General features: G+C 45.9%; 5 protein-coding genes and 1 tRNA gene. All 6 read right to left on the bottom strand.

The genetic code is table 11. The features are described from left to right. Positions 1-102 precede the first annotated feature (102 nt). Positions 103-2,046, bottom strand: coding sequence for an OmpA family protein (locus OZP08_RS05290; protein WP_281323158.1), 1,944 nt, complete (start codon positions 2,044-2,046; stop codon positions 103-105). A gap of 108 nt (positions 2,047-2,154) precedes the next feature. Beyond that, on the bottom strand, positions 2,155-3,078 hold the full coding sequence (locus tag OZP08_RS05285) for a PorP/SprF family type IX secretion system membrane protein (protein ID WP_268848635.1): 924 nt from the start codon (positions 3,076-3,078) through the stop codon (positions 2,155-2,157). Positions 3,079-3,227: 149 nt separating this feature from the next. After that, positions 3,228-21,914, bottom strand: coding sequence for an Ig-like domain-containing protein (locus OZP08_RS05280; protein WP_281323157.1), 18,687 nt, complete (start codon positions 21,912-21,914; stop codon positions 3,228-3,230). Between the two features lie 760 nt (positions 21,915-22,674). Beyond that, positions 22,675-22,761: transfer RNA gene (locus OZP08_RS05275), tRNA-Ser, on the bottom strand. Between the two features lie 60 nt (positions 22,762-22,821). Beyond that, entirely contained in the window at positions 22,822-23,850 is a 1,029-nt protein-coding gene (locus OZP08_RS05270; RefSeq protein ID WP_268848631.1) for an asparaginase, read from the bottom strand. Continuing rightward, positions 23,840-24,976: a 1-acyl-sn-glycerol-3-phosphate acyltransferase gene (locus OZP08_RS05265; protein ID WP_281323156.1), complete on the bottom strand. Its 1,137-nt coding sequence runs from the start codon at positions 24,974-24,976 to the stop codon at positions 23,840-23,842. Before OZP08_RS05265 ends, OZP08_RS05270 begins: the two co-directional genes overlap by 11 nt. Positions 24,977-24,988 lie beyond the last annotated feature (12 nt).

Below are 24,988 nucleotides of genomic sequence, written 5' to 3'. Positions count from 1 at the left end.
TTTGAAAACAAATAATACCAATGACCATAAAAAACACTCATAAAAAAAATCCTTTCTCTCTGAACAAATTCAGAAAGAAAGGATTTTACTAAAAAAATTCTATTACTTCATCGAAACAATAATAAACTCGCTTCGTCTATTAGCTTGATGTTCTTCTTCAGTACATTTAACACCATCTGAGCAATGATTCACTAACTGTGATTCACCATACCCTTTTCCTATAATTCTAGTAGAATCTACACCGTTTTTCACTAACCAAGCAACAGTTGCTTTAGCTCTTTTATCAGATAATTTTTCATTATAGCTGGCCGTTTGGCGGCTATCTGTATGTGAACGCACTTCGATTTTCATCTCTGGGAAATCCTGCATTACAACTAGTACTTTTGCCAACTCAAATGCAGCATCTTTACGAATAGTAGACTTGTCTAAATCAAAATAGATAATCGGAATATTCAATGTCTTGGCTAAATCTGTTCCAACAGCTATTTGCTTGATGCGTTTCTCTAACATAACTGGGAAATCTTTATTTCCGGATCTAATTCTGGTTTTAACCTTTTCTTCCTTGGTTTGATACTCATCTTTAGCACTTCTAAGATAATATATTTTACCACAATCAACACTAAAACTATAATACCCTTTTTCGTCAGAAACAATTTCTTGTAATGGTTTAAACTCATTGTCAAGCAAAGTCAACTTAGCTCCTGCTAATATTTGTCCAGAATCAAGATCTGTCACAATTCCAGAAAGAGTTTGCTCACAAGTTAGTTTTTTATTCTCTACGAATCTATAAATATCATCAAACCCTTTACCACCTTCTCTATTCGAGGTAAAAAATCCATTTCTGTTTTTACTGTTAATAAAAAAAGCAAAATCATCTTGATTACTATTGATAGGTCCACCTACATTTTGTACTCCATAGAAACTTCCATTCAAATCGATTTTAGCAACATATATATCCAATCCACCTAAACCTGGACGGCCATCAGTAGCAAAATACAGTTCGTTATCTCCTGATACAAATGGGAATGTTTCTCTACCTTCGGTATTAATTTCCGGTCCAAGATTTTCAGGTCTTCCATATTTTCCGTCTGCATCTATTTTAACTCTAAACAAGTCAGACTGCCCTAAAGTTCCTGGCATATCTGAAGCAAAATATAAGGTTTTCTCATCAGGGCTTAATGCTGGGTGAGCTAAACTATATTCATTACTATTAAATGGCAACTCAATTACATCTACCCACTCTCCTACTTTATTCAAACTAGCTCTATAAAGTTTTAATAAAGTGTTTTTATTAGCATCTTTCCCTCTTTTGCCTTCCAGGTAATTATTTCTGGTAAAATACATCGTTTTTCCATCTTGGGTAAATATGGCTGTAGACTCGTTGAACTTAGAATTGATTTTTTTATCAAATAGTTCCGGTTTTCCCATTTCACCATCCGACTTCATCTCCGATGAATACAAATTTGTAAAGAATTGGTTTGTCCACTTAAACACTTTCTTAGAAACACCTCCTGTATCACGTGCAGAAGCAAAAACCAATTTTTCTCCCAAAATTGAACTTCCATAATCTGAAAACTCCGAGTTAACCCCCGCGTCTACAACTTGAAAACGTCCTGAATTGGCTTTAATTTCTTCAAGATAATTTTTATTCTCGGTAAATAAAACAGCTCTTTTATCACTAGCATTTTTAGCATTGAATTTTTCAAGCATTTGATCTGCTTTTGCATAATCCCCAGTTGATTTTAAGGCCTGTGCGTAGCGATAGCAATATTCAGGCTCTTGTTCTGGATTTATCGTAAAAAGGCGTTCATACCATTTTAGGGCTTTTGGTAATTCAGCTTTAAAATAATAAGCATTACCCAGCTTTTGAAACATCTTTTCATCTCTATAACCTTTTGCGGCTACCTTTTCATAATTATCAATTGCATCAACGTAAGCGTAACGATCGTAATTCTTATCTGCTTTAGCGAGAGTTGTTTTTTGTGCAAACCCTTTAAAAAAGAGAGTACTTAAAATCAAGCTATAAACGATATTATTAATTTTCATATTATTGTTTTTATTGTTTTTTTTAGGTTAGAGATATATACAATTTGCATACTATGACTGATCTTTATAATCATTTTTTATTATGCCAATTCCATATTTTTTTAAGTTTTAGAAGAATCTTGGGGAGATCATTTTATCATATTTTTTAAACAGTTCGTATCGTAAGAAAATTTCGTGTGAACCAGAATGATAGCTTGCCAATGCGGTTGTGTCAAAATCATAACTATAGCCTATAAACCACGAGTCACTGGCTTGAAATCCTATCATTGCACTCACAGCAGCACTCCATCTGTAAGCCAGTCCACCCACAAACTTTTCATTAATCAAGAAATTGGCAGACACATCTACTTGTAATGGTGCACCTGGAACATATTTGGTTAACAATGATGGTTTAAATTTTACACTAGGGCCTAATTCAAATACGTAACCAGCAATCAAATAGTAATTTATTTTTTCTTTAGCAATATGACTCTCAGAAGATGTTGCCGATTTATCAAAATGCTCTGTTTCAATTAAATTAGGAGCAGACAATCCAATATAACTATAATCCGAATGCAAATAGAAACCAACTCCAACGTTAGGTGAAAATTTATTATCTACATTCTGTTCAAAAATAGGATCACCAGGGTATTGATCTAATTTAGTAAAATCTACATTTAATAGATTTGCACTGGCTTTTAACCCAAATGACATTTTATATTCCTCTGAGGTATTTATAGTATATGAGAAATCTACAGCAATATTATTCTCATCCGATGGTCCTATTTGATCGTTTACTACAGACACTCCCAAACCTACTTTACTCTCACTAATTGGAGTATTTATAGAAATTGTATTCGTCACTGGAGCACCTTCTATTCCTACCCATTGCCTACGGTGCAATGCAAAGATGTTCATTGACTGCCTAGTGCCTGCATAAGCTGGATTAACAATTATTGTATTATACATATATTGCGTGTATTGAGCATCTTGCTGCGCATATGAAGCAACTGAAATAAGCAGCACAATAAATCCCGTTATCCTTCTTTCCATAAGCTTTTGTATTAATCTTTATAAAAAATCTTTATAGCCGTCATGAACAAACAATTTTTATAAATCGCGCAAAAATACACTTTTATAAATTAAGTCTTGTTATTATATGTAATCTATAATCACTAAAATCTTCATAAACTGTTAACTTTTTACCTTCTATTCAAATATAAATACCCTGATTTTTCAATTGTATTAGAACTATTATCTTTATACTTAAGTATATAAAAATAGGTACCTACTGGTAACTCCTGAGATTTCTCAACAGTTACACGTCCCTCAGAAACCCCTCTAAAAGATCTATCATCATTATTATAATGTTCTCTTTCAAAAACTAATACACCCCAACGGTTATAAACCTCTACTGAGTTATTTGGATAACAATCTAATCCTTCTATATACAATTTATCGTTTTTACCACCTCCATCAGGAGATACTGCGTTATAAACTTTTATAACACATCTTGAAACGTTTAATACCGTTGGATTATCATTTACCAAATTCGTATCATCAGATTTATCTTCAACAACTCTACCGTTTGGACTTGTACCATAAACCGTAGCTTGATTTGAGACAGATCCTAAATTAACATCAGCTTGTGTAATTACATATGTCCCTTTAAAATTAGTAGTATTTGATTCCCCTACTCCCAATGTTATTAAACCTCCAGTCATCACAACTCCTGGCAATGGGTCTGATACGTTTACATCAGTCAGTGGCGTGTTTCCAGTATTTGTCACATCAAAACTATAAGTAATGGTTTCTCCAGCTTGTGCATAACTGTCTCCATTTTCATCATTGAGATGACCTGCTTTCACCAAAGCAATACTTGGTTGTACAACGAATACACTTACTGTAGCAGAACTACAATTATTTGGATTTGCTTTTTCGCAAATTGTATACGATAACGTATGAACTCCTCCTGGTATATTGGCTAATGCTTCTAATACGCCATTTGGAGCTACATTGAAATTAGTATTTGGCACTACTGTCAATATTATATCCGCTAGATTTATTGGCTGTCCATTAAAAGTATCATTTGCTAATATATTTAAAACATCTTTTATCCCTTTAATAGGATCTATTGTACCAGCATCATCGTTATTAGCTTGAATACTACCAATTGTTGGTGTTATTTCATTATCGTTTATCGTTACCGTGGCTGTTGCATCCGCTACTATTGGGGTTACTGTTACAGCATTATTAGTACTGTTCAAGGTAATGATTACACTTTCAGACCCTTCCAATATATTATCATCAATTACTGTTACAGGAATAGTTACGCTAATAGTATTCGCTGGAATAGTAATCGTATTTGTGATAGTAGCATAATCCGTTCCGTTGGTAGCCGTACCGGTCACAGTATATGTTACTACTGTTGAAGTTGTTACTGGATTAGATAAGCTAATAGTAAACAATCCGTTAGTAGATGGCTCCGATGCATTTGCTGTAGTGGCAACTATGCTCACTACTGAAGCGTTCAGAACCTTGATAACTTGACTTACTGGTGCTGAAACGTTTCCGCATGCATCAGTTGCTTTCCATGTTCTTGTGATTTCCGATCCTCCACTTATTGCTACTGTTACATCAGTAAATGTGATTACCGGAGCACTGTCACATGCATCAATAGCCGTTGGTGCTGAGAATACAGGAACTACCGGACTACTGATTGTCATTGTTCCTCCTTGTCCTGATAATACAGGTGCCGTAGTATCCTCAATGGTGATAACCTGGGTGAAGACCACGCTGGTGTTCGAGCAAACGTCATTGGCTACCCAAGTATTGGTATAGGTACCCGAGTTCGCGCAGGCTCCCGCCACAAACGCCCCAGCCGTTTTAGTGTAAGCCACCGTACTGCAGTTGTCCGTAGCTACCGGAGCCAAACCTTGCGCAGTGGCGATAGCAGCAGCATCACTGCATTGTATTGTTGAGTTTAAGGCAGTGGCAGCCGTAGTCCACACAGGAGCCGTAGTGTCCTCGATGGTGATAACCTGGGTGAAGACCACGCTGGTGTTCGAGCAAACGTCATTGGCTACCCAAGTATTGGTATAGGTACCCGAGTTCGCGCAGGCTCCCGCCACAAACGCCCCAGCCGTTTTAGTATAAGCCACCGTGCTGCAGTTGTCCGTAGCCACCGGAGCCAACCCTTGCGCAGCGGCGATAGCAGCAGCATCGCTGCATTGTATCGTTGAGTTTAAGGCAGTGGCAGCCGTAGTCCACACAGGAGCCGTAGTATCCTCGATGGTGATAACCTGGGTGAAGACCACGCTGGTGTTCGAGCAAACGTCATTGGCTACCCAAGTATTGGTATAGGTACCCGAGTTCGCGCAGGCTCCCGCCACAAACGCGCCAGCCGTTTTAGTATAAGCCACCGTGCTGCAGTTGTCCGTAGCTACCGGAGCCAAACCTTGCGCAGCGGCGATAGCAGCAGCATCGCTGCATTGTATTGTTGAATTTAAAGCAGTGGCAGCCGTAGTCCACACAGGAGCTGTAGTATCCTCGATGGTGATAACCTGGGTGAAGACCACGCTGGTGTTCGAGCAAACGTCATTGGCGACCCAAGTATTGGTATAGGTACCCGAGTTCGCGCAGGCTCCCGCCACAAACGCCCCAGCCGTTTTAGTATAAGCCACCGTGCTGCAGTTGTCCGTAGCCACCGGAGCCAAACCTTGCGCAGCGGCGATAGCCGCAGCATCGCTGCATTGTATCGTTGAGTTTAAGGCAGTGGCAGCCGTAGTCCACACAGGAGCCGTAGTATCCTCGATGGTGATAACCTGGGTGAAGACCACGCTGGTGTTCGAGCAAACGTCATTGGCTACCCAAGTATTGGTATAGGTACCCGAGTTCGCGCAGGCTCCCGCCACAAACGCCCCAGCCGTTTTAGTATAAGCCACCGTGCTGCAGTTGTCCGTAGCCACCGGAGCCAAACCTTGCGCAGCGGCGATAGCCGCAGCATCGCTGCATTGTATCGTTGAGTTTAAAGCAGTGGCAGCCGTAGTCCACACAGGAGCTGTAGTATCCTCGATGGTGATAACCTGGGTGAAGACCACGCTGGTGTTCGAGCAAACGTCATTGGCTACCCAAGTATTGGTATAGGTACCCGAGTTCGCGCAGGCTCCCGCCACAAACGCCCCAGCCGTTTTAGTATAAGCCACCGTGCTGCAGTTGTCCGTAGCCACCGGAGCCAAACCTTGCGCAGCGGCGATAGCAGCAGCATCGCTGCATTGTATTGTTGAGTTTAAGGCAGTGGCAGCCGTAGTCCACACAGGAGCCGTAGTATCCTCGATGGTGATAACCTGGGTGAAGACCACGCTGGTATTCGAGCAAACGTCATTGGCTACCCAAGTATTGGTATAGGTACCCGAGTTCGCGCAGGCTCCCGCCACAAACGCCCCAGCCGTTTTAGTATAAGCCACCGTGCTGCAGTTGTCCGTAGCCACCGGAGCCAAACCTTGCGCAGCGGCGATAGCCGCAGCATCGCTGCATTGTATCGTTGAGTTTAAAGCAGTGGCAGCCGTAGTCCACACAGGAGCTGTAGTATCCTCAATGGTGATAACCTGGGTGAAGACCACGCTGGTGTTCGAGCAAACGTCATTGGCTACCCAAGTATTGGTATAGGTACCCGAATTCGCGCAGGCTCCCGCCACAAACGCCCCAGCCGTTTTAGTATAAGCCACCGTGCTGCAGTTGTCCGTAGCCACCGGAGCCAAACCTTGCGCAGCGGCGATAGCAGCAGCATCGCTGCATTGTATTGTTGAATTTAAAGCAGTGGCAGCCGTAGTCCACACAGGAGCTGTAGTATCCTCAATGGTGATAACCTGGGTGAAGACCACGCTGGTGTTCGAGCAAACGTCATTGGCTACCCAAGTATTGGTATAGGTACCCGAATTCGCGCAGGCTCCCGCCACAAACGCGCCAGCCGTTTTAGTGTAAGCCACCGTGCTGCAGTTGTCCGTAGCCACCGGAGCCAAACCTTGCGCAGCGGCGATAGCAGCAGCATCGCTGCATTGTATTGTTGAGTTTAAAGCAGTAGCAGCCGTAGTCCACACAGGAGCTGTAGTATCCTCGATGGTGATAACCTGGGTGAAGACCACGCTGGTATTCGAGCAAACGTCATTGGCTACCCAAGTATTGGTATAGGTACCCGAGTTCGCGCAGGCTCCCGCCACAAACGCCCCAGCCGTTTTAGTGTAAGCCACCGTGCTGCAGTTGTCCGTAGCCACCGGAGCCAAACCTTGCGCAGCGGCGATAGCCGCAGCATCGCTGCATTGTATCGTTGAGTTTAAAGCAGTAGCAGCCGTAGTCCACACAGGAGCTGTAGTATCCTCGATGGTGATAACCTGGGTGAAGACCACGCTGGTGTTCGAGCAAACGTCATTGGCTACCCAAGTATTGGTATAGGTACCCGAGTTCGCGCAGGCTCCCGCCACAAACGCCCCAGCCGTTTTAGTGTAAGCCACCGTACTGCAGTTGTCCGTAGCTACCGGAGCCAAACCTTGCGCAGTGGCGATAGCAGCAGCATCACTGCATTGTATTGTTGAGTTTAAGGCAGTGGCAGCCGTAGTCCACACAGGAGCCGTAGTGTCCTCGATGGTGATAACCTGGGTGAAGACCACGCTGGTGTTCGAGCAAACGTCATTGGCTACCCAAGTATTGGTATAGGTACCCGAGTTCGCGCAGGCTCCCGCCACAAACGCCCCAGCCGTTTTAGTATAAGCCACCGTGCTGCAGTTGTCCGTAGCCACCGGAGCCAACCCTTGCGCAGCGGCGATAGCAGCAGCATCGCTGCATTGTATCGTTGAGTTTAAGGCAGTGGCAGCCGTAGTCCACACAGGAGCCGTAGTATCCTCGATGGTGATAACCTGGGTGAAGACCACGCTGGTGTTCGAGCAAACGTCATTGGCTACCCAAGTATTGGTATAGGTACCCGAGTTCGCGCAGGCTCCCGCCACAAACGCGCCAGCCGTTTTAGTATAAGCCACCGTGCTGCAGTTGTCCGTAGCTACCGGAGCCAAACCTTGCGCAGCGGCGATAGCAGCAGCATCGCTGCATTGTATTGTTGAATTTAAAGCAGTGGCAGCCGTAGTCCACACAGGAGCTGTAGTATCCTCGATGGTGATAACCTGGGTGAAGACCACGCTGGTGTTCGAGCAAACGTCATTGGCGACCCAAGTATTGGTATAGGTACCCGAGTTCGCGCAGGCTCCCGCCACAAACGCCCCAGCCGTTTTAGTATAAGCCACCGTGCTGCAGTTGTCCGTAGCCACCGGAGCCAAACCTTGCGCAGCGGCGATAGCAGCAGCATCGCTGCATTGTATTGTTGAATTTAAGGCAGTGGCAGCCGTAGTCCACACAGGAGCCGTAGTATCCTCGATGGTGATAACCTGGGTGAAGACCACGCTGGTGTTCGAGCAAACGTCATTGGCTACCCAAGTATTGGTATAGGTACCCGAGTTCGCGCAGGCTCCCGCCACAAACGCCCCAGCCGTTTTAGTGTAAGCCACCGTGCTGCAGTTGTCCGTAGCCACCGGAGCCAAACCTTGCGCAGCGGCGATAGCAGCAGCATCGCTGCATTGTATTGTTGAATTTAAGGCAGTGGCAGCCGTAGTCCACACAGGAGCCGTAGTATCCTCGATGGTGATAACCTGGGTGAAGACCACGCTGGTGTTCGAGCAAACGTCATTGGCGACCCAAGTATTGGTATAGGTACCCGAGTTCGCGCAGGCTCCCGCCACAAACGCCCCAGCCGTTTTAGTATAAGCCACCGTGCTGCAGTTGTCCGTAGCTACCGGAGCCAAACCTTGCGCAGCGGCGATAGCAGCAGCATCGCTGCATTGTATTGTTGAATTTAAGGCAGTGGCAGCCGTAGTCCACACAGGAGCTGTAGTATCCTCGATGGTGATAACCTGGGTGAAGACCACGCTGGTGTTCGAGCAAACGTCATTGGCTACCCAAGTATTGGTATAGGTACCCGAGTTCGCGCAGGCTCCCGCCACAAACGCCCCAGCCGTTTTAGTATAAGCCACCGTGCTGCAGTTGTCCGTAGCCACCGGAGCCAAACCTTGCGCAGCGGCGATAGCCGCAGCATCGCTGCATTGTATTGTTGAATTTAAAGCAGTGGCAGCCGTAGTCCACACAGGAGCTGTAGTATCCTCGATGGTGATAACCTGGGTGAAGGCCACGCTGGTGTTCGAGCAAACGTCATTGGCTACCCAAGTATTGGTATAGGTACCCGAGTTCGCGCAGGCTCCCGCCACAAACGCCCCAGCCGTTTTAGTATAAGCCACCGTGCTGCAGTTGTCCGTAGCTACCGGAGCCAAACCTTGCGCAGCGGCGATAGCAGCAGCATCGCTGCATTGTATTGTTGAGTTTAAGGCAGTGGCAGCCGTAGTCCACACAGGAGCTGTAGTATCCTCGATGGTGATAACCTGGGTGAAGGCCACGCTGGTGTTCGAGCAAACGTCATTGGCTACCCAAGTATTGGTATAGGTACCCGAGTTCGCGCAGGCTCCCGCCACAAACGCCCCAGCCGTTTTAGTATAAGCCACCGTGCTGCAGTTGTCCGTAGCTACCGGAGCCAAACCTTGCGCAGCGGCGATAGCCGCAGCATCGCTGCATTGTATCGTTGAGTTTAAAGCAGTGGCAGCCGTAGTCCACACAGGAGCTGTAGTATCCTCGATGGTGATAACCTGGGTGAAGACCACGCTGGTGTTCGAGCAAACGTCATTGGCGACCCAAGTATTGGTATAGGTACCCGAGTTCGCGCAGGCTCCCGCCACAAACGCCCCAGCCGTTTTAGTATAAGCCACCGTGCTGCAGTTGTCCGTAGCTACCGGAGCCAAACCTTGCGCAGCGGCGATAGCCGCAGCATCGCTGCATTGTATCGTTGAGTTTAAGGCAGTGGCAGCCGTAGTCCACACAGGAGCTGTAGTATCCTCAATGGTGATAACCTGGGTGAAGACCACGCTGGTGTTCGAGCAAACGTCATTGGCGACCCAAGTATTGGTATAGGTACCCGAGTTCGCGCAGGCTCCCGCCACAAACGCCCCAGCCGTTTTAGTATAAGCCACCGTGCTGCAGTTGTCCGTAGCCACCGGAGCCAAACCTTGCGCAGCGGCGATAGCAGCAGCATCGCTGCATTGTATCGTTGAGTTTAAGGCAGTGGCAGCCGTAGTCCACACAGGAGCTGTAGTATCCTCGATGGTGATAACCTGGGTGAAGACCACGCTGGTGTTCGAGCAAACGTCATTGGCTACCCAAGTATTGGTATAGGTACCCGAATTCGCGCAGGCTCCCGCCACAAACGCCCCAGCCGTTTTAGTATAAGCCACCGTGCTGCAGTTGTCCGTAGCCACCGGAGCCAAACCTTGCGCAGCGGCGATAGCCGCAGCATCGCTGCATTGTATCGTTGAGTTTAAGGCAGTGGCAGCCGTAGTCCACACAGGAGCCGTAGTATCCTCGATGGTGATAACCTGGGTGAAGACCACGCTGGTGTTCGAGCAAACGTCATTGGCGACCCAAGTATTGGTATAGGTACCCGAGTTCGCGCAGGCTCCCGCCACAAACGCCCCAGCCGTTTTAGTATAAGCCACCGTGCTGCAGTTGTCCGTAGCTACCGGAGCCAAACCTTGCGCAGCGGCGATAGCCGCAGCATCGCTGCATTGTATCGTTGAGTTTAAGGCAGTGGCAGCCGTAGTCCACACAGGAGCTGTAGTATCCTCAATGGTGATAACCTGGGTGAAGACCACGCTGGTGTTCGAGCAAACGTCATTGGCTACCCAAGTATTGGTATAGGTACCCGAATTCGCGCAGGCTCCCGCCACAAACGCCCCAGCCGTTTTAGTATAAGCCACCGTGCTGCAGTTGTCCGTAGCCACCGGAGCCAAACCTTGCGCAGCGGCGATAGCAGCAGCATCGCTGCATTGTATTGTTGAATTTAAGGCAGTGGCAGCCGTAGTCCACACAGGAGCCGTAGTATCCTCGATGGTGATAACCTGGGTGAAGACCACGCTGGTGTTCGAGCAAACGTCATTGGCGACCCAAGTATTGGTATAGGTACCCGAGTTCGCGCAGGCTCCCGCCACAAACGCGCCAGCCGTTTTAGTATAAGCCACCGTGCTGCAGTTGTCCGTAGCTACCGGAGCCAAACCTTGCGCAGCGGCGATAGCAGCAGCATCGCTGCATTGTATTGTTGAATTTAAGGCAGTGGCAGCCGTAGTCCACACAGGAGCTGTAGTATCCTCGATGGTGATAACCTGGGTGAAGGCCACGCTGGTGTTCGAGCAAACGTCATTGGCTACCCAAGTATTGGTATAGGTACCCGAGTTCGCGCAGGCTCCCGCCACAAACGCCCCAGCCGTTTTAGTATAAGCCACCGTGCTGCAGTTGTCCGTAGCTACCGGAGCCAAACCTTGCGCAGCGGCGATAGCAGCAGCATCGCTGCATTGTATTGTTGAGTTTAAGGCAGTGGCAGCCGTAGTCCACACAGGAGCCGTAGTATCCTCGATGGTGATAACCTGGGTGAAGACCACGCTGGTGTTCGAGCAAACGTCATTGGCGACCCAAGTATTGGTATAGGTACCCGAGTTCGCGCAGGCTCCCGCCACAAACGCCCCAGCCGTTTTAGTATAAGCCACCGTGCTGCAGTTGTCCGTAGCTACCGGAGCCAAACCTTGCGCAGCGGCGATAGCCGCAGCATCGCTGCATTGTATCGTTGAGTTTAAGGCAGTGGCAGCCGTAGTCCACACAGGAGCTGTAGTATCCTCAATGGTGATAACCTGGGTGAAGACCACGCTGGTGTTCGAGCAAACGTCATTGGCTACCCAAGTATTGGTATAGGTACCCGAATTCGCGCAGGCTCCCGCCACAAACGCCCCAGCCGTTTTAGTATAAGCCACCGTGCTGCAGTTGTCCGTAGCCACCGGAGCCAAACCTTGCGCAGCGGCGATAGCAGCAGCATCGCTGCATTGTATTGTTGAATTTAAGGCAGTGGCAGCCGTAGTCCACACAGGAGCTGTAGTATCCTCGATGGTGATAACCTGGGTGAAGACCACGCTGGTGTTCGAGCAAACGTCATTGGCTACCCAAGTATTGGTATAGGTACCCGAGTTCGCGCAGGCTCCCGCCACAAACGCCCCAGCCGTTTTAGTATAAGCCACCGTGCTGCAGTTGTCCGTAGCCACCGGAGCCAAACCTTGCGCAGCGGCGATAGCCGCAGCATCGCTGCATTGTATTGTTGAATTTAAGGCAGTGGCAGCCGTAGTCCACACAGGAGCCGTAGTATCCTCGATGGTGATAACCTGGGTGAAGACCACGCTGGTGTTCGAGCAAACGTCATTGGCTACCCAAGTATTGGTATAGGTACCCGAGTTCGCGCAGGCTCCCGCCACAAACGCGCCAGCCGTTTTAGTGTAAGCCACCGTGCTGCAGTTGTCCGTAGCCACCGGAGCCAAACCTTGCGCAGCGGCGATAGCCGCAGCATCGCTGCATTGTATTGTTGAATTTAAAGCAGTGGCAGCCGTAGTCCACACAGGAGCTGTAGTATCCTCGATGGTGATAACCTGGGTGAAGGCCACGCTGGTGTTCGAGCAAACGTCATTGGCTACCCAAGTATTGGTATAGGTACCCGAGTTCGCGCAGGCTCCCGCCACAAACGCCCCAGCCGTTTTAGTATAAGCCACCGTGCTGCAGTTGTCCGTAGCTACCGGAGCCAAACCTTGCGCAGCGGCGATAGCCGCAGCATCGCTGCATTGTATCGTTGAGTTTAAAGCAGTGGCAGCCGTAGTCCACACAGGAGCTGTAGTATCCTCGATGGTGATAACCTGGGTGAAGACCACGCTGGTGTTCGAGCAAACGTCATTGGCTACCCAAGTATTGGTATAGGTACCCGAGTTCGCGCAGGCTCCCGCCACAAACGCCCCAGCCGTTTTAGTATAAGCCACCGTGCTGCAGTTGTCCGTAGCCACCGGAGCCAAACCTTGCGCAGCGGCGATAGCCGCAGCATCGCTGCATTGTATCGTTGAGTTTAAAGCAGTGGCAGCCGTAGTCCACACAGGAGCTGTAGTATCCTCGATGGTGATAACCTGGGTGAAGACCACGCTGGTGTTCGAGCAAACGTCATTGGCTACCCAAGTATTGGTATAGGTACCCGAGTTCGCGCAGGCTCCCGCCACAAACGCCCCAGCCGTTTTAGTATAAGCCACCGTGCTGCAGTTGTCCGTAGCCACCGGAGCCAAACCTTGCGCAGCGGCGATAGCAGCAGCATCGCTGCATTGTATTGTTGAGTTTAAGGCAGTGGCAGCCGTAGTCCACACAGGAGCCGTAGTATCCTCGATGGTGATAACCTGGGTGAAGACCACGCTGGTATTCGAGCAAACGTCATTGGCTACCCAAGTATTGGTATAGGTACCCGAGTTCGCGCAGGCTCCCGCCACAAACGCCCCAGCCGTTTTAGTATAAGCCACCGTGCTGCAGTTGTCCGTAGCCACCGGAGCCAAACCTTGCGCAGCGGCGATAGCCGCAGCATCGCTGCATTGTATCGTTGAGTTTAAAGCAGTGGCAGCCGTAGTCCACACAGGAGCTGTAGTATCCTCGATGGTGATAACCTGGGTGAAGACCACGCTGGTGTTCGAGCAAACGTCATTGGCGACCCAAGTATTGGTATAGGTACCCGAGTTCGCGCAGGCTCCCGCCACAAACGCCCCAGCCGTTTTAGTATAAGCCACCGTGCTGCAGTTGTCCGTAGCCACCGGAGCCAAACCTTGCGCAGCGGCGATAGCCGCAGCATCGCTGCATTGTATCGTTGAGTTTAAGGCAGTGGCAGCCGTAGTCCACACAGGAGCCGTAGTATCCTCGATGGTGATAACCTGGGTGAAGACCACGCTGGTGTTCGAGCAAACGTCATTGGCTACCCAAGTATTGGTATAGGTACCCGAGTTCGCGCAGGCTCCCGCCACAAACGCCCCAGCCGTTTTAGTATAAGCCACCGTGCTGCAGTTGTCCGTAGCCACCGGAGCCAACCCTTGCGCAGCGGCGATAGCCGCAGCATCGCTGCATTGTATTGTTGAGTTTAAGGCAGTGGCAGCCGTAGTCCACACAGGAGCCGTAGTATCCTCGATGGTGATAACCTGGGTGAAGACCACGCTGGTGTTCGAGCAAACGTCATTGGCTACCCAAGTATTGGTATAGGTACCCGAATTCGCGCAGGCTCCCGCCACAAACGCCCCAGCCGTTTTAGTGTAAGCCACCGTGCTGCAGTTGTCCGTAGCCACCGGAGCCAAACCTTGCGCAGCGGCGATAGCAGCAGCATCGCTGCATTGTATTGTTGAGTTTAAAGCAGTAGCAGCCGTAGTCCACACAGGAGCTGTAGTATCCTCGATGGTGATAACCTGGGTGAAGACCACGCTGGTATTCGAGCAAACGTCATTGGCTACCCAAGTATTGGTATAGGTACCCGAGTTCGCGCAGGCTCCCGCCACAAACGCCCCAGCCGTTTTAGTATAAGCCACCGTGCTGCAGTTGTCCGTAGCCACCGGAGCCAAACCTTGCGCAGCGGCGATAGCAGCAGCATCGCTGCATTGTATTGTTGAATTTAAGGCAGTGGCAGCCGTAGTCCACACAGGAGCCGTAGTATCCTCGATGGTGATAACCTGGGTGAAGACCACGCTGGTGTTCGAGCAAACGTCATTGGCTACCCAAGTATTGGTATAGGTACCCGAGTTCGCGCAGGCTCCCGCCACAAACGCCCCAACCGTTTTAGTATAAGCCACCGTGCTGCAGTTGTCCGTAGCCACCGGAGCCAAACCTTGCGCAGCGGCGATAGCAGCAGCATCGCTGCATTGTATTGTTGAATTTAAGGCAGTGGCAGCCGTAGTCCACACAGGAGCCGTAGTATCCTCGATGGTGATAACCTGGGTGAAGACCACGCTGGTGTTCGAGCAAACGTCATTGGCTACCCAAGTATTGGTATAGGTACCCGAGTTCGCGCAGGCTCCCGCCACAAACGCCCCAGCCGTTTTAGTGTAAGCCACCGTGCTGCAGTTGTCCGTAGCCACCGGAGCCAAACCTTGCGCAGCGGCGATAGCAGCAGCATCGCTGCATTGTATTGTTGAATTTAAGGCAGTGGCAGCCGTAGTCCACACAGGAGCCGTAGTATCCTCGATGGTGATAACCTGGGTGAAGACCACGCTGGTGTTCGAGCAAACGTCATTGGCTACCCAAGTATTGGTATAGGTACCCGAGTTCGCGCAGGCTCCCGCCACAAACGCCCCAGCCGTTTTAGTATAAGCCACCGTGCTGCAGTTGTCCGTAGCTACCGGAGCCAAACCTTGCGCAGCGGCGATAGCAGCAGCATCGCTGCATTGTATTGTTGAATTTAAAGCAGTGGCAGCCGTAGTCCACACAGGAGCCGTAGTATCCTCGATGGTGATAACCTGGGTGAAGGCCACGCTGGTGTTCGAGCAAACGTCATTGGCTACCCAAGTATTGGTATAGGTACCCGAGTTCGCGCAGGCTCCCGCCACAAACGCCCCAGCCGTTTTAGTATAAGCCACCGTGCTGCAGTTGTCCGTAGCCACCGGAGCCAAACCTTGCGCAGCGGCGATAGCAGCAGCATCGCTGCATTGTATTGTTGAATTTAAAGCAGTGGCAGCCGTAGTCCAAACCGGAGCCGTAGTGTCAGAAACCGTTATAGTTTGCACCTGGTCTGCCGCCGCATTGCCATTACCATCAACTAAAGACCAAGTTCTTGTAATTATATGAGATCCTTGACAACTTCCATTTGCAACTAGATCTGAATAAGTAGCTTGAATTCCTGCTGAACAATTATCTGCTTCATTCGTTACGTCTCCAGTTGCCACAACAGATGCATCATAAGTACAGCTAGCAGTTGTGAAGATTGTAATATTGGCAGGTGCTGTGAATGTAGGCTTGATGTTATCTCCTACCGTAATTTGGATTGCTGCTGATGTATCAGAACAAGTACCAGAAGTAACCGTTCTTCTATACCATGTCGTTGTAGTCAAACTTCCCGGTGCATAATTTATTGTATTGCTTGTTCCTGATGCCGTTGAAAACCCCGCTACGGCGCTAGTGGTACTACTTTCCCACAAATACACATAAGTACCACTTCCACCAGTTGGTGTACTTCCTGTTAATGCCGTTGGTATGGTTCCCATACAAATAGTTTGGGCAGCACTTATTGTATTGTTTGCTATTGCTGGTGTTACTGTGATCGTTCCGGTTTTTGTTACTGTTCCGCAACCACCTGTTAGTGTTATCGTATAGGTAAATGGACTACCCACGGTTGTTGAAGGTGTTCCGCTAATCGTAACCGTATTGGCTGCCCAGTTGCCCGTCACCCCTGTCGGCAAACCACTAAAAGTCGCTCCAGTAGCGCCGGTGGTACTGTAAGTAATATTGGTGATTGCTGTATTGATACATTTGGTTTGTGTATCTGTACCCACTGCCGAACTCAATGTTATTGTATTGTCTGGTGTTACCGTGATTGTTCCGGTTTTTGTTACTGTTCCGCAACCTCCTGTTAGTGTTATCGTATAGGTAAATGGGCTTCCTACTGTCGTTGAAGGCGTTCCGCTGATTGTAACCGTATTGGCTGCCCAGTTACCCGTTACCCCTGTAGGCAAACCGCTGAAAGTCGCTCCCGTAGCGCCGGTGGTACTGTAAGTAATATTGGTGAGTGCTGTATTAATACATTTGGTCTGCGCATCTGTGCCCACAGCCGAACTCAATGTTATTGTATTGTCTGGTGTTACTGTGATCGTTCCGGTTTTTGTTACTGTTCCGCAACCTCCCGTTAATGTTATGGTATAGGTAAACGGACTCCCCACTGTCGTTGAAGGTGTTCCGCTGATTGTAACTATGTTGGCTGCCCAATTACCCGTCACCCCTGTAGGCAAACCGCTAAAAGTGGCTCCTGTGGCTCCCGTAGTACTGTAAGTAATATTGGTGAGTGCTGTATTGATACATTTCGTTTGTGCATCCGTGCCCACAGCCGAACTCAATGTTATTGTATTGTCTGGTGTTACCGTGATTGTTCCGGTTTTTGCTACTGTTCCGCAACCACCTGTTAGTGTTATCGTATAGGTAAATGGACTACCCACTGTCGTTGAAGGTGTTCCGCTGATTGTAACCGTGTTGGCTGCCCAGTTGCCCGTCACCCCTGTCGGCAAACCGCTGAAAGTGGCCCCTGTAGCGCCGGTGGTACTGTAAGTAATATTGGTGAGTGCTGTATTAATACATTTGGTTTGTGTATCTGTACCCACTGCCGAACTCAATGTTATTGTATTGTCTGGTGTTACTGTGATCGTTCCGGTTTTTGTTACTGTTCCGCAACCTCCCGTTAATGTTATGGTATAGGTAAACGGACTCCCCACTGTCGTTGAAGGTGTTCCGCTGATTGTAACTATGTTGGCTGCCCAATTACCCGTCACCCCTGTAGGTAAACCGCTGAAAGTCGCTCCTGTGGCTCCCGTAGTACTGTAAGTAATATTGGTGATTGCTGTATTGATACATTTCGTTTGTGCATCCGTGCCCACAGCCGAGCTCAATGCTATTGTATTGTCTGGTGTTACCGTGATTGTTCCGGTTTTTGTTACCGTTCCGCAACCGCCTGTTAATGTTATGGTATAAGTAAAAGGACTGCCCACGGTTGTAGAAGGCGTTCCGCTGATTGTCACCGTATTTGCTGCCCAGTTACCCGTCACCCCTGTAGGTAAACCGCTGAAAGTCGCTCCTGTGGCTCCCGTAGTACTGTAAGTAATATTGGTGATTGCTGTATTGATACATTTCGTTTGTGCATCCGTGCCCACAGCCGAACTCAATGTTATTGTATTGTCTGGTGTTACCGTGATTGTTCCGGTTTTTGTTACCGTTCCGCAACCGCCTGTTAATGTTATGGTATAAGTAAAAGGACTGCCCACGGTTGTAGAAGGCGTTCCGCTGATTGTCACCGTATTTGCTGCCCAGTTACCCGTCACCCCTGTAGGTAAACCGCTGAAAGTCGCTCCTGTGGCTCCCGTAGTACTGTAAGTAATATTGGTGATTGCTGTATTGATACATTTCGTTTGTGCATCCGTGCCCACAGCCGAACTCAATGTTATTGTATTGTCTGGTGTTACCGTGATTGTTCCGGTTTTTGTTATTGTTCCGCAACCACCTGTTAGTGTTATCGTATAGGTAAATGGACTACCCACGGTTGTTGAAGGTGTTCCGCTAATCGTAACCGTATTGGCTGCCCAGTTGCCCGTCACCCCTGTAGGTAAACCGCTAAATGTCGCTCCCGTAGCGCCGGTGGTGCTGTAAGTAATATTGGTGATTGCTGTATTGATACATTTCGTTTGTGCATCCGTGCCCACAGCCGAGCTCAATGCTATTGTATTGTCTGGTGTTACCGTGATTGTTCCTGTTTTTGTTACTGTTCCGCAACCGCCCGTTAATGTTATCGTATAGGTAAATGGACTACCCACGGTTGTTGAAGGTGTTCCGCTAATCGTAACCGTATTGGCTGCCCAGTTGCCCGATACCCCTGTCGGCAAACCGCTAAATGTCGCTCCCGTAGCGCCGGTGGTGCTGTAAGTAATATTGGTGATTGCTGTATTGATACATTTCGTTTGTGCATCCGTGCCCACAGCCGAGCTCAATGCTATTGTATTGTCTGGTGTTACCGTGATTGTTCCTGTTTTTGTTACTGTTCCGCAACCGCCCGTTAATGTTATCGTATAGGTAAATGGACTGCCCACAGTAGTTGAAGGTGTTCCGCTGATTGTAACCGTGTTGGCTGCCCAATTACCCGTTACCCCAGTAGGCAAACCGCTAAATGTCGCTCCCGTAGCGCCGGTGGTGCTGTAAGTAATATTGGTGATTGCTGTATTGATACATTTCGTTTGTGCATCCGTGCCCACAGCCGAGCTCAATGCTATTGTATTGTCTGGTGTTACCGTGATTGTCCCTGTTTTTGTTACTGTTCCGCAACCACCTGTTAGTGTTATCGTATAGGTAAATGGACTACCCACGGTTGTTGAAGGTGTTCCGCTAATCGTAACCGTATTGGCTGCCCAGTTGCCCGTCACCCCTGTCGGCAAACCACTAAAAGTCGCTCCAGTAGCGCCGGTGGTGCTGTAAGTAATATTGGTGATTGCCGTATTGATGCATTTGGTCTGCGCATCCGTGCCCACTGCCGAGCTCAATGCTATTGTATTGTCTGGTGTTACCGTGATCGTTCCGGTTTTTGTTACCGTTCCGCAACCTCCCGTTAATGTTATCGTATAGGTAAATGGACTGCCCACAGTAGTTGAAGGCGTTCCGCTAATTGTAACCGTATTGGCTGCCCAATTACCCGTTACTCCTGTCGGCAAACCGCTGAAAGTTGCTCCTGTGGCTCCCGTAGTACTGTAAGTAATATTGGTGATTGCTGTATTGATGCATTTGGTCTGCGCATCTGTGCCCACAGCCGAACTCAATGTTATTGTATTGTCTGGTGTTACCGTGATCGTTCCGGTTTTTGTTACTGTTCCACAACCACCTGTTAGTGTTATCGTATAGGTAAATGGACTACCCACTGTCGTTGAAGGTGTTCCGCTGATTGTAACCGTGTTGGCTGCCCAGTTGCCCGTCACCCCTGTCGGCAAACCGCTGAAAGTGGCCCCTGTAGCACCGGTGGTACTGTAAGTTATATTAGTGATTGCAGTATTGATACATTTGGTCTGTGCATCTGTGCCCACAGCCGAACTCAATGTTATTGTATTGTCTGGTGTTACCGTGATCGTTCCGGTTTTTGTTACTGTTCCACAACCACCTGTTAGTGTTATCGTATAGGTAAATGGACTACCCACTGTCGTTGAAGGTGTTCCGCTGATTGTAACCGTGTTGGCTGCCCAATTGCCTGTCACCCCTGTCGGCAAACCGCTGAAAGTGGCTCCCGTGGCTCCGGTGGTAGCATAAGTAATATTTGTGATTGCAGTATTGATGCATTTGGTTTGTGCATCCGTTCCTACTGCCGAACTCAATGCTATTGTATTAATTGGAGTTACTGTGACCGTCACAGCTTTAATATCAAAACAACCAGCTGCCGTAGTTCCTTTTATGTAATACGTTCCTGCTGTTGCTGTTGTTGGGGTTGAGTAGGCCGTTGTTGCTCCTGCATTAGTCCAATACGTGTAAGTTAAACTGGCTGTACTACCAGATGTAATTGCTGCCGAAGTAAGATCTACAGTTGAAGGTGAACATACTGCAGCTGGGTTCGTAATTACTACTGTTGGTGTTGGTACCGTTAAAGTAGCAGAGTTACTAACAACATTTGCACAAATATAATTAGACTGCGTAATAACAACACGGTATTTATAATTATTCATTGAGCACGTAATCGAAGATAAGTTCAATGTAGCTGCTGTTGCTCCTGCTATATTGTTCCATACTGTTCCTCCATCTGTACTAAGCTGCCATTGATATTGTCTTGTTCCTGAACCACCGCTGCCTACTACTGTAAACGAAGCCGTTGCCGTAGCCGAGGCAGTCTGATTACTTGGCTGAGTTGTTATTGCACTTGCTGAACCTACTGTAACTGCATTTGTATAAGTACCACTATATGAAGCTGCAATTACGGTTCCATTTGCATTTACGGCTGGTGAGCCACTTCCATATTTACCGTTATCACCTCCTAAAATATTCCCATCAGCATTATTAGAACCGTAATATTCATTCGCATCGGAGCATCCATCACCATCACTATCTAAATCTAAGTAGTTTAAAACACCATCTCCATCTGTATCTACACAGCCCTCATTAATAGTTACGCTAACATCATCCAGAAAATTGCCATAGGAAGCACCTCCTACCGATGAAACCGATTTGAAAGCTATAACGAGAGTAGTCTGCCCCGGAGTAATTGTATAGGTTCCCGAATATGACCCCCAACTAGCGGTTCCATCTGACATCGTTGCCTGAACCGTTGCTGAAGCCAAATTTGTTCCAATATTTACAGTAGCAACATCAGTTCCTGAACGTCCTCTATGTTTTACAGACCAATTAACAGTACCTGAAAAACCATTCAAACAAAATGTTTGATAAAGCGTTGATACTTCGTTAGCGTTTAGCTCAACAAATTGAGCTCCCTCGGCTGCAGGAACTCCATTAAAACCCGAATCCCAAAATTCTATTAAATGATCCGAAGCCGTAGTCTGCCACCCCATTGTAGCTGGAGATGTTGTGTCATCTATCAAATACCAACTAGCTGGATTAGAAACATTATTATCTGGTACCTCAAACCCACCATTAATGAATTTAACTGCACAATCAGAACATTCTACGCTATCTAGAATTCCATCATTATCATCGTCCAAATCAACCGAATCAATAACACCATCTCCATCTGTGTCTGTTCCTACTGCCACCGGAACTGGAGTAACAGTTGAAGAATCATTTCCAGATGCATTATCAGTTTGACCTCCACTAATTGTTGCTGTATTTGCATACGTCCCTGTCGCTTTAACTGTAGCTGTAATGGTTAATGTAACAGTTACATTTCTATTCAAATTTCCGATAGTCCAAACACCTGTTCCAGAAACATAAGTACCTACAGAAGGAACACTACTCACAAAAGTATAACCTGAAGGAAGAAGATCATTAACCTTTACTGATGTTGCATCTTTATTACCCGTATTATTAGTTGCCGTTAGTGTAAAAACCACATTACTCCCAACTGTAGGTGTAGAATTGTTTACAGTTTTCACAATTCCAAGGTCTACATTTTGAGCTAATAATGAAGCGCTAAATATTAAAAATATAAATAAGACGATTTTTCTCAAGAAAGTAAAATTTGTCATATATCTGTTATTTTAAAAAATCTAAAAGATTTTTATTATTCAAAAAAACATTGGTTACTTTAAACCTGTAAAAATGAACCAATACCATATTAGTATTCGAAATTCCATTTTGAAGGCTGGAAAAAAACTTAAGCAATTTTATTCTTTGATTTGACAACAAGGCCTAACATTTGATTCAAATCAAAAAAATGCACTGAATTTCTCCTAGAAGTTAATTCCAGAATCTGTTGCCTTTTGAAAATATTGCAAAAAAAGAAAATGCGTTTTATTAAGAGGAGTAACAAAAATAAAACAACAAAAATTGACGACTTAATGGAGTTAAGCATTTTTATAGTAAAGTTCCTCATAAATATCCGTATTAAAATTTAACAAATAAGGCTCGGCAAAACTAACTAATTATCAACAACTTACTAACAAATCCCGATTAAAATCAAATATCATCGCTGAATTGCCACTTTTCAAACAAAACAAGAAAATTATATTACATAAATATAGTTAAAATACTTAATACCAGCAATTAAAGATTAATTTAAATTATTTTTTGTAGTAAAATATTTTCGGAAAAATATAAGGCGCAAGAAATGTTTATGTAGCTAATATTTTAGATGATTACAATCTAAAATTTATATGTAACTATCTTTTAAACATCAATAAAACATTTCTGGAAGTTAAGGAATGTAAAACTTAGACCTATTTTTGATCTATATCTAAAAAACAAAAAACCGTATCATCTATGATAAGATAATACGGTTTTTACTCGCAGAGAGGATGGGATTCGAACCCACGATACAGTTACCCATATACAAGCTTTCCAGGCTTGCTCCTTCAACCACTCGGACACCTCTCTTTTTATTTTGGTTTGCAAATAACACTAAAATAATTGAGTTTTGAAAATAAAAACTCAATATTATTGCATTTCCCCACGCAAAGAAGTTTCAAAAATAGCTTTGAAGTCTTTTGGGTTTATGTTTTGCCCTATTAAATACATTAATTTGGTAATTGCTGCTTCTGTTGTGATATCTTTTCCTGAGATAATACCCAACTTTTTCATCGAAGTACTGGTTTCATAATGCCCCATGCTTACGCTTCCAATAGAGCATTGGGTTACATTTACAATATGCATTCCTCTGTTAATTGCTTTTTGCAAAAGACTCAAAAACCAATCTTCGGTAGGTGCATTACCTGCGCCATAAGTTTCGAGAACAATACCTTTTAGACTCTCGATATTCAAAATAGCTGAAAGAACAGTTTCACTTATTCCCGGAAACATTTTTATGATGGCCACATTATTATCTAAATGGGCATGCACTTTTAGTTGAGATTCCTCTTGAGTAGGTAAAAATAATTCTGAATTTACTTTTAAATGCACCCCAGACTCCACCAAAAAAGGATAATTTGGCGAAATGAAAGCCCTAAAATGCTCTGCATTTATCTTGGTTGTTCTATTCCCTCTGTACAATTTGTATTCAAAATAGAGACAAACCTCTTTTATCAAAGGCATGCCATTTTCTTGCAATGAAGCTATTTGAATTGCCGTAATTAGATTTTCTTTGGCATCTGTTCTCAAATCTCCTATTGGCAATTGCGAACCGGTAAATATTACTGGTTTAGAAAGATTTTCGAGCATAAAACTCAATGCCGAAGCTGAATATGACATGGTATCTGAACCGTGTAACACCACAAAACCATCAAAACTATCGTATTTATCCTCTATTGTACGAGCCATTTCGGCCCAATTTTCAGGATTCATATTTGAAGAATCGATTGGATCCTCGAAAGAAAAAGTTTCTATCTCACAATCCAACAACTTTAATTCGGGAATATTATGGAGTAGTTTACTGAAATTAAATGCTTTGAGTGCACCTGTTTCAAAATCCTTTCTCATACCAATTGTACCACCAGTATAAATTAAAAGAATTTTAGATTTAGATTTCATCAGTATATTTTAATTTATTAATAACTGGATTAGCATACATTGCCAAGAAGCCTTGTTTAGCTACCGGGTGCTCGTGATCGATTCTCATTTCTAGTCTGCGTTCGAAAACTAATTTTTCATTTTCGGTATACAGATGAACAAATCTTTTGGACTTATTCAGAATATCATAAGCGATATAATTAGTTGTCCATAATTTATAATTGCTTAAAATAGAATCGTCAATTACTTGTGCTAAAGCCTGCACTTGCTTATTTGTTGTATCTACATTCTTTTTAATATCATCTATTTCACTACTGATAATATCTCCTATATGTATGTGTATTCTTTTCTTTTGACCAATTATACCACTCAACAAGGTCATGAAATCTTCATTTTTTTCTTTTTTGTAAATTTCATTATTTGCTTCAGCCAGTAATTGTGGCATTTTTAATGCATCTGTAGGATCGTATTCGTAGGAAATAGAAACTGGTACAATTTTAATTTTCTTAAAATAGTCCATTACGTCTGATTCATCAGATCCCATGGCGATCATTTTTAAAACACCAGGATTGGTTTCGTCATTCCCGTCTTTAGTTCTTCCTTCACGTTGTGCAATCCAAACCGAACGATTTTCATGCAACATCAATTGGGCCATATATTCAGCCAACAATTTAGAACTTACCAATAACTCTCTTGGTGATAATCCACGTTGAACTAAAAAATTCCTATTTAGTTTTGCTAATATTTTTAAAAAAGATTTCTTAACTAAATTGTCGCCAATTGCCGATGAAGTCATATCTAACCCATGCTCGAACAAGCATGAATTGAGCAAAGTTGTATCTAAAACTATATCCCTATGATTGGAGATAAAAAGATATGCGGTGTTTTTTTCTAACTTTTCAAAACCTGATGTAGTTAACCCCTCCGAACTTTTCTCCAACACTTGCTGCACTCCATAATAAATAAAGTTGCATTGAAAATCACGAATAGAATGGGTTTTGCGAAGCTGTTCTTTCCAAATTTCATCTTCTACTCCAGGAAAACAGAAGTTCATCAAGGCTTTCATCATCGGATGATCTATTACCTTTATTATCCCTTCATTTATTTCGGAATCGTAAAAAGACCGAATCGCGTCAAATTTATTCATTTTGGTTTACAA

The sequence above is a fragment of the Flavobacterium aestivum genome (assembly GCF_026870175.2).
Classification (GTDB): domain Bacteria; phylum Bacteroidota; class Bacteroidia; order Flavobacteriales; family Flavobacteriaceae; genus Flavobacterium; species Flavobacterium aestivum.
This window is presented reverse-complemented; position numbering and strand designations above follow the sequence as displayed.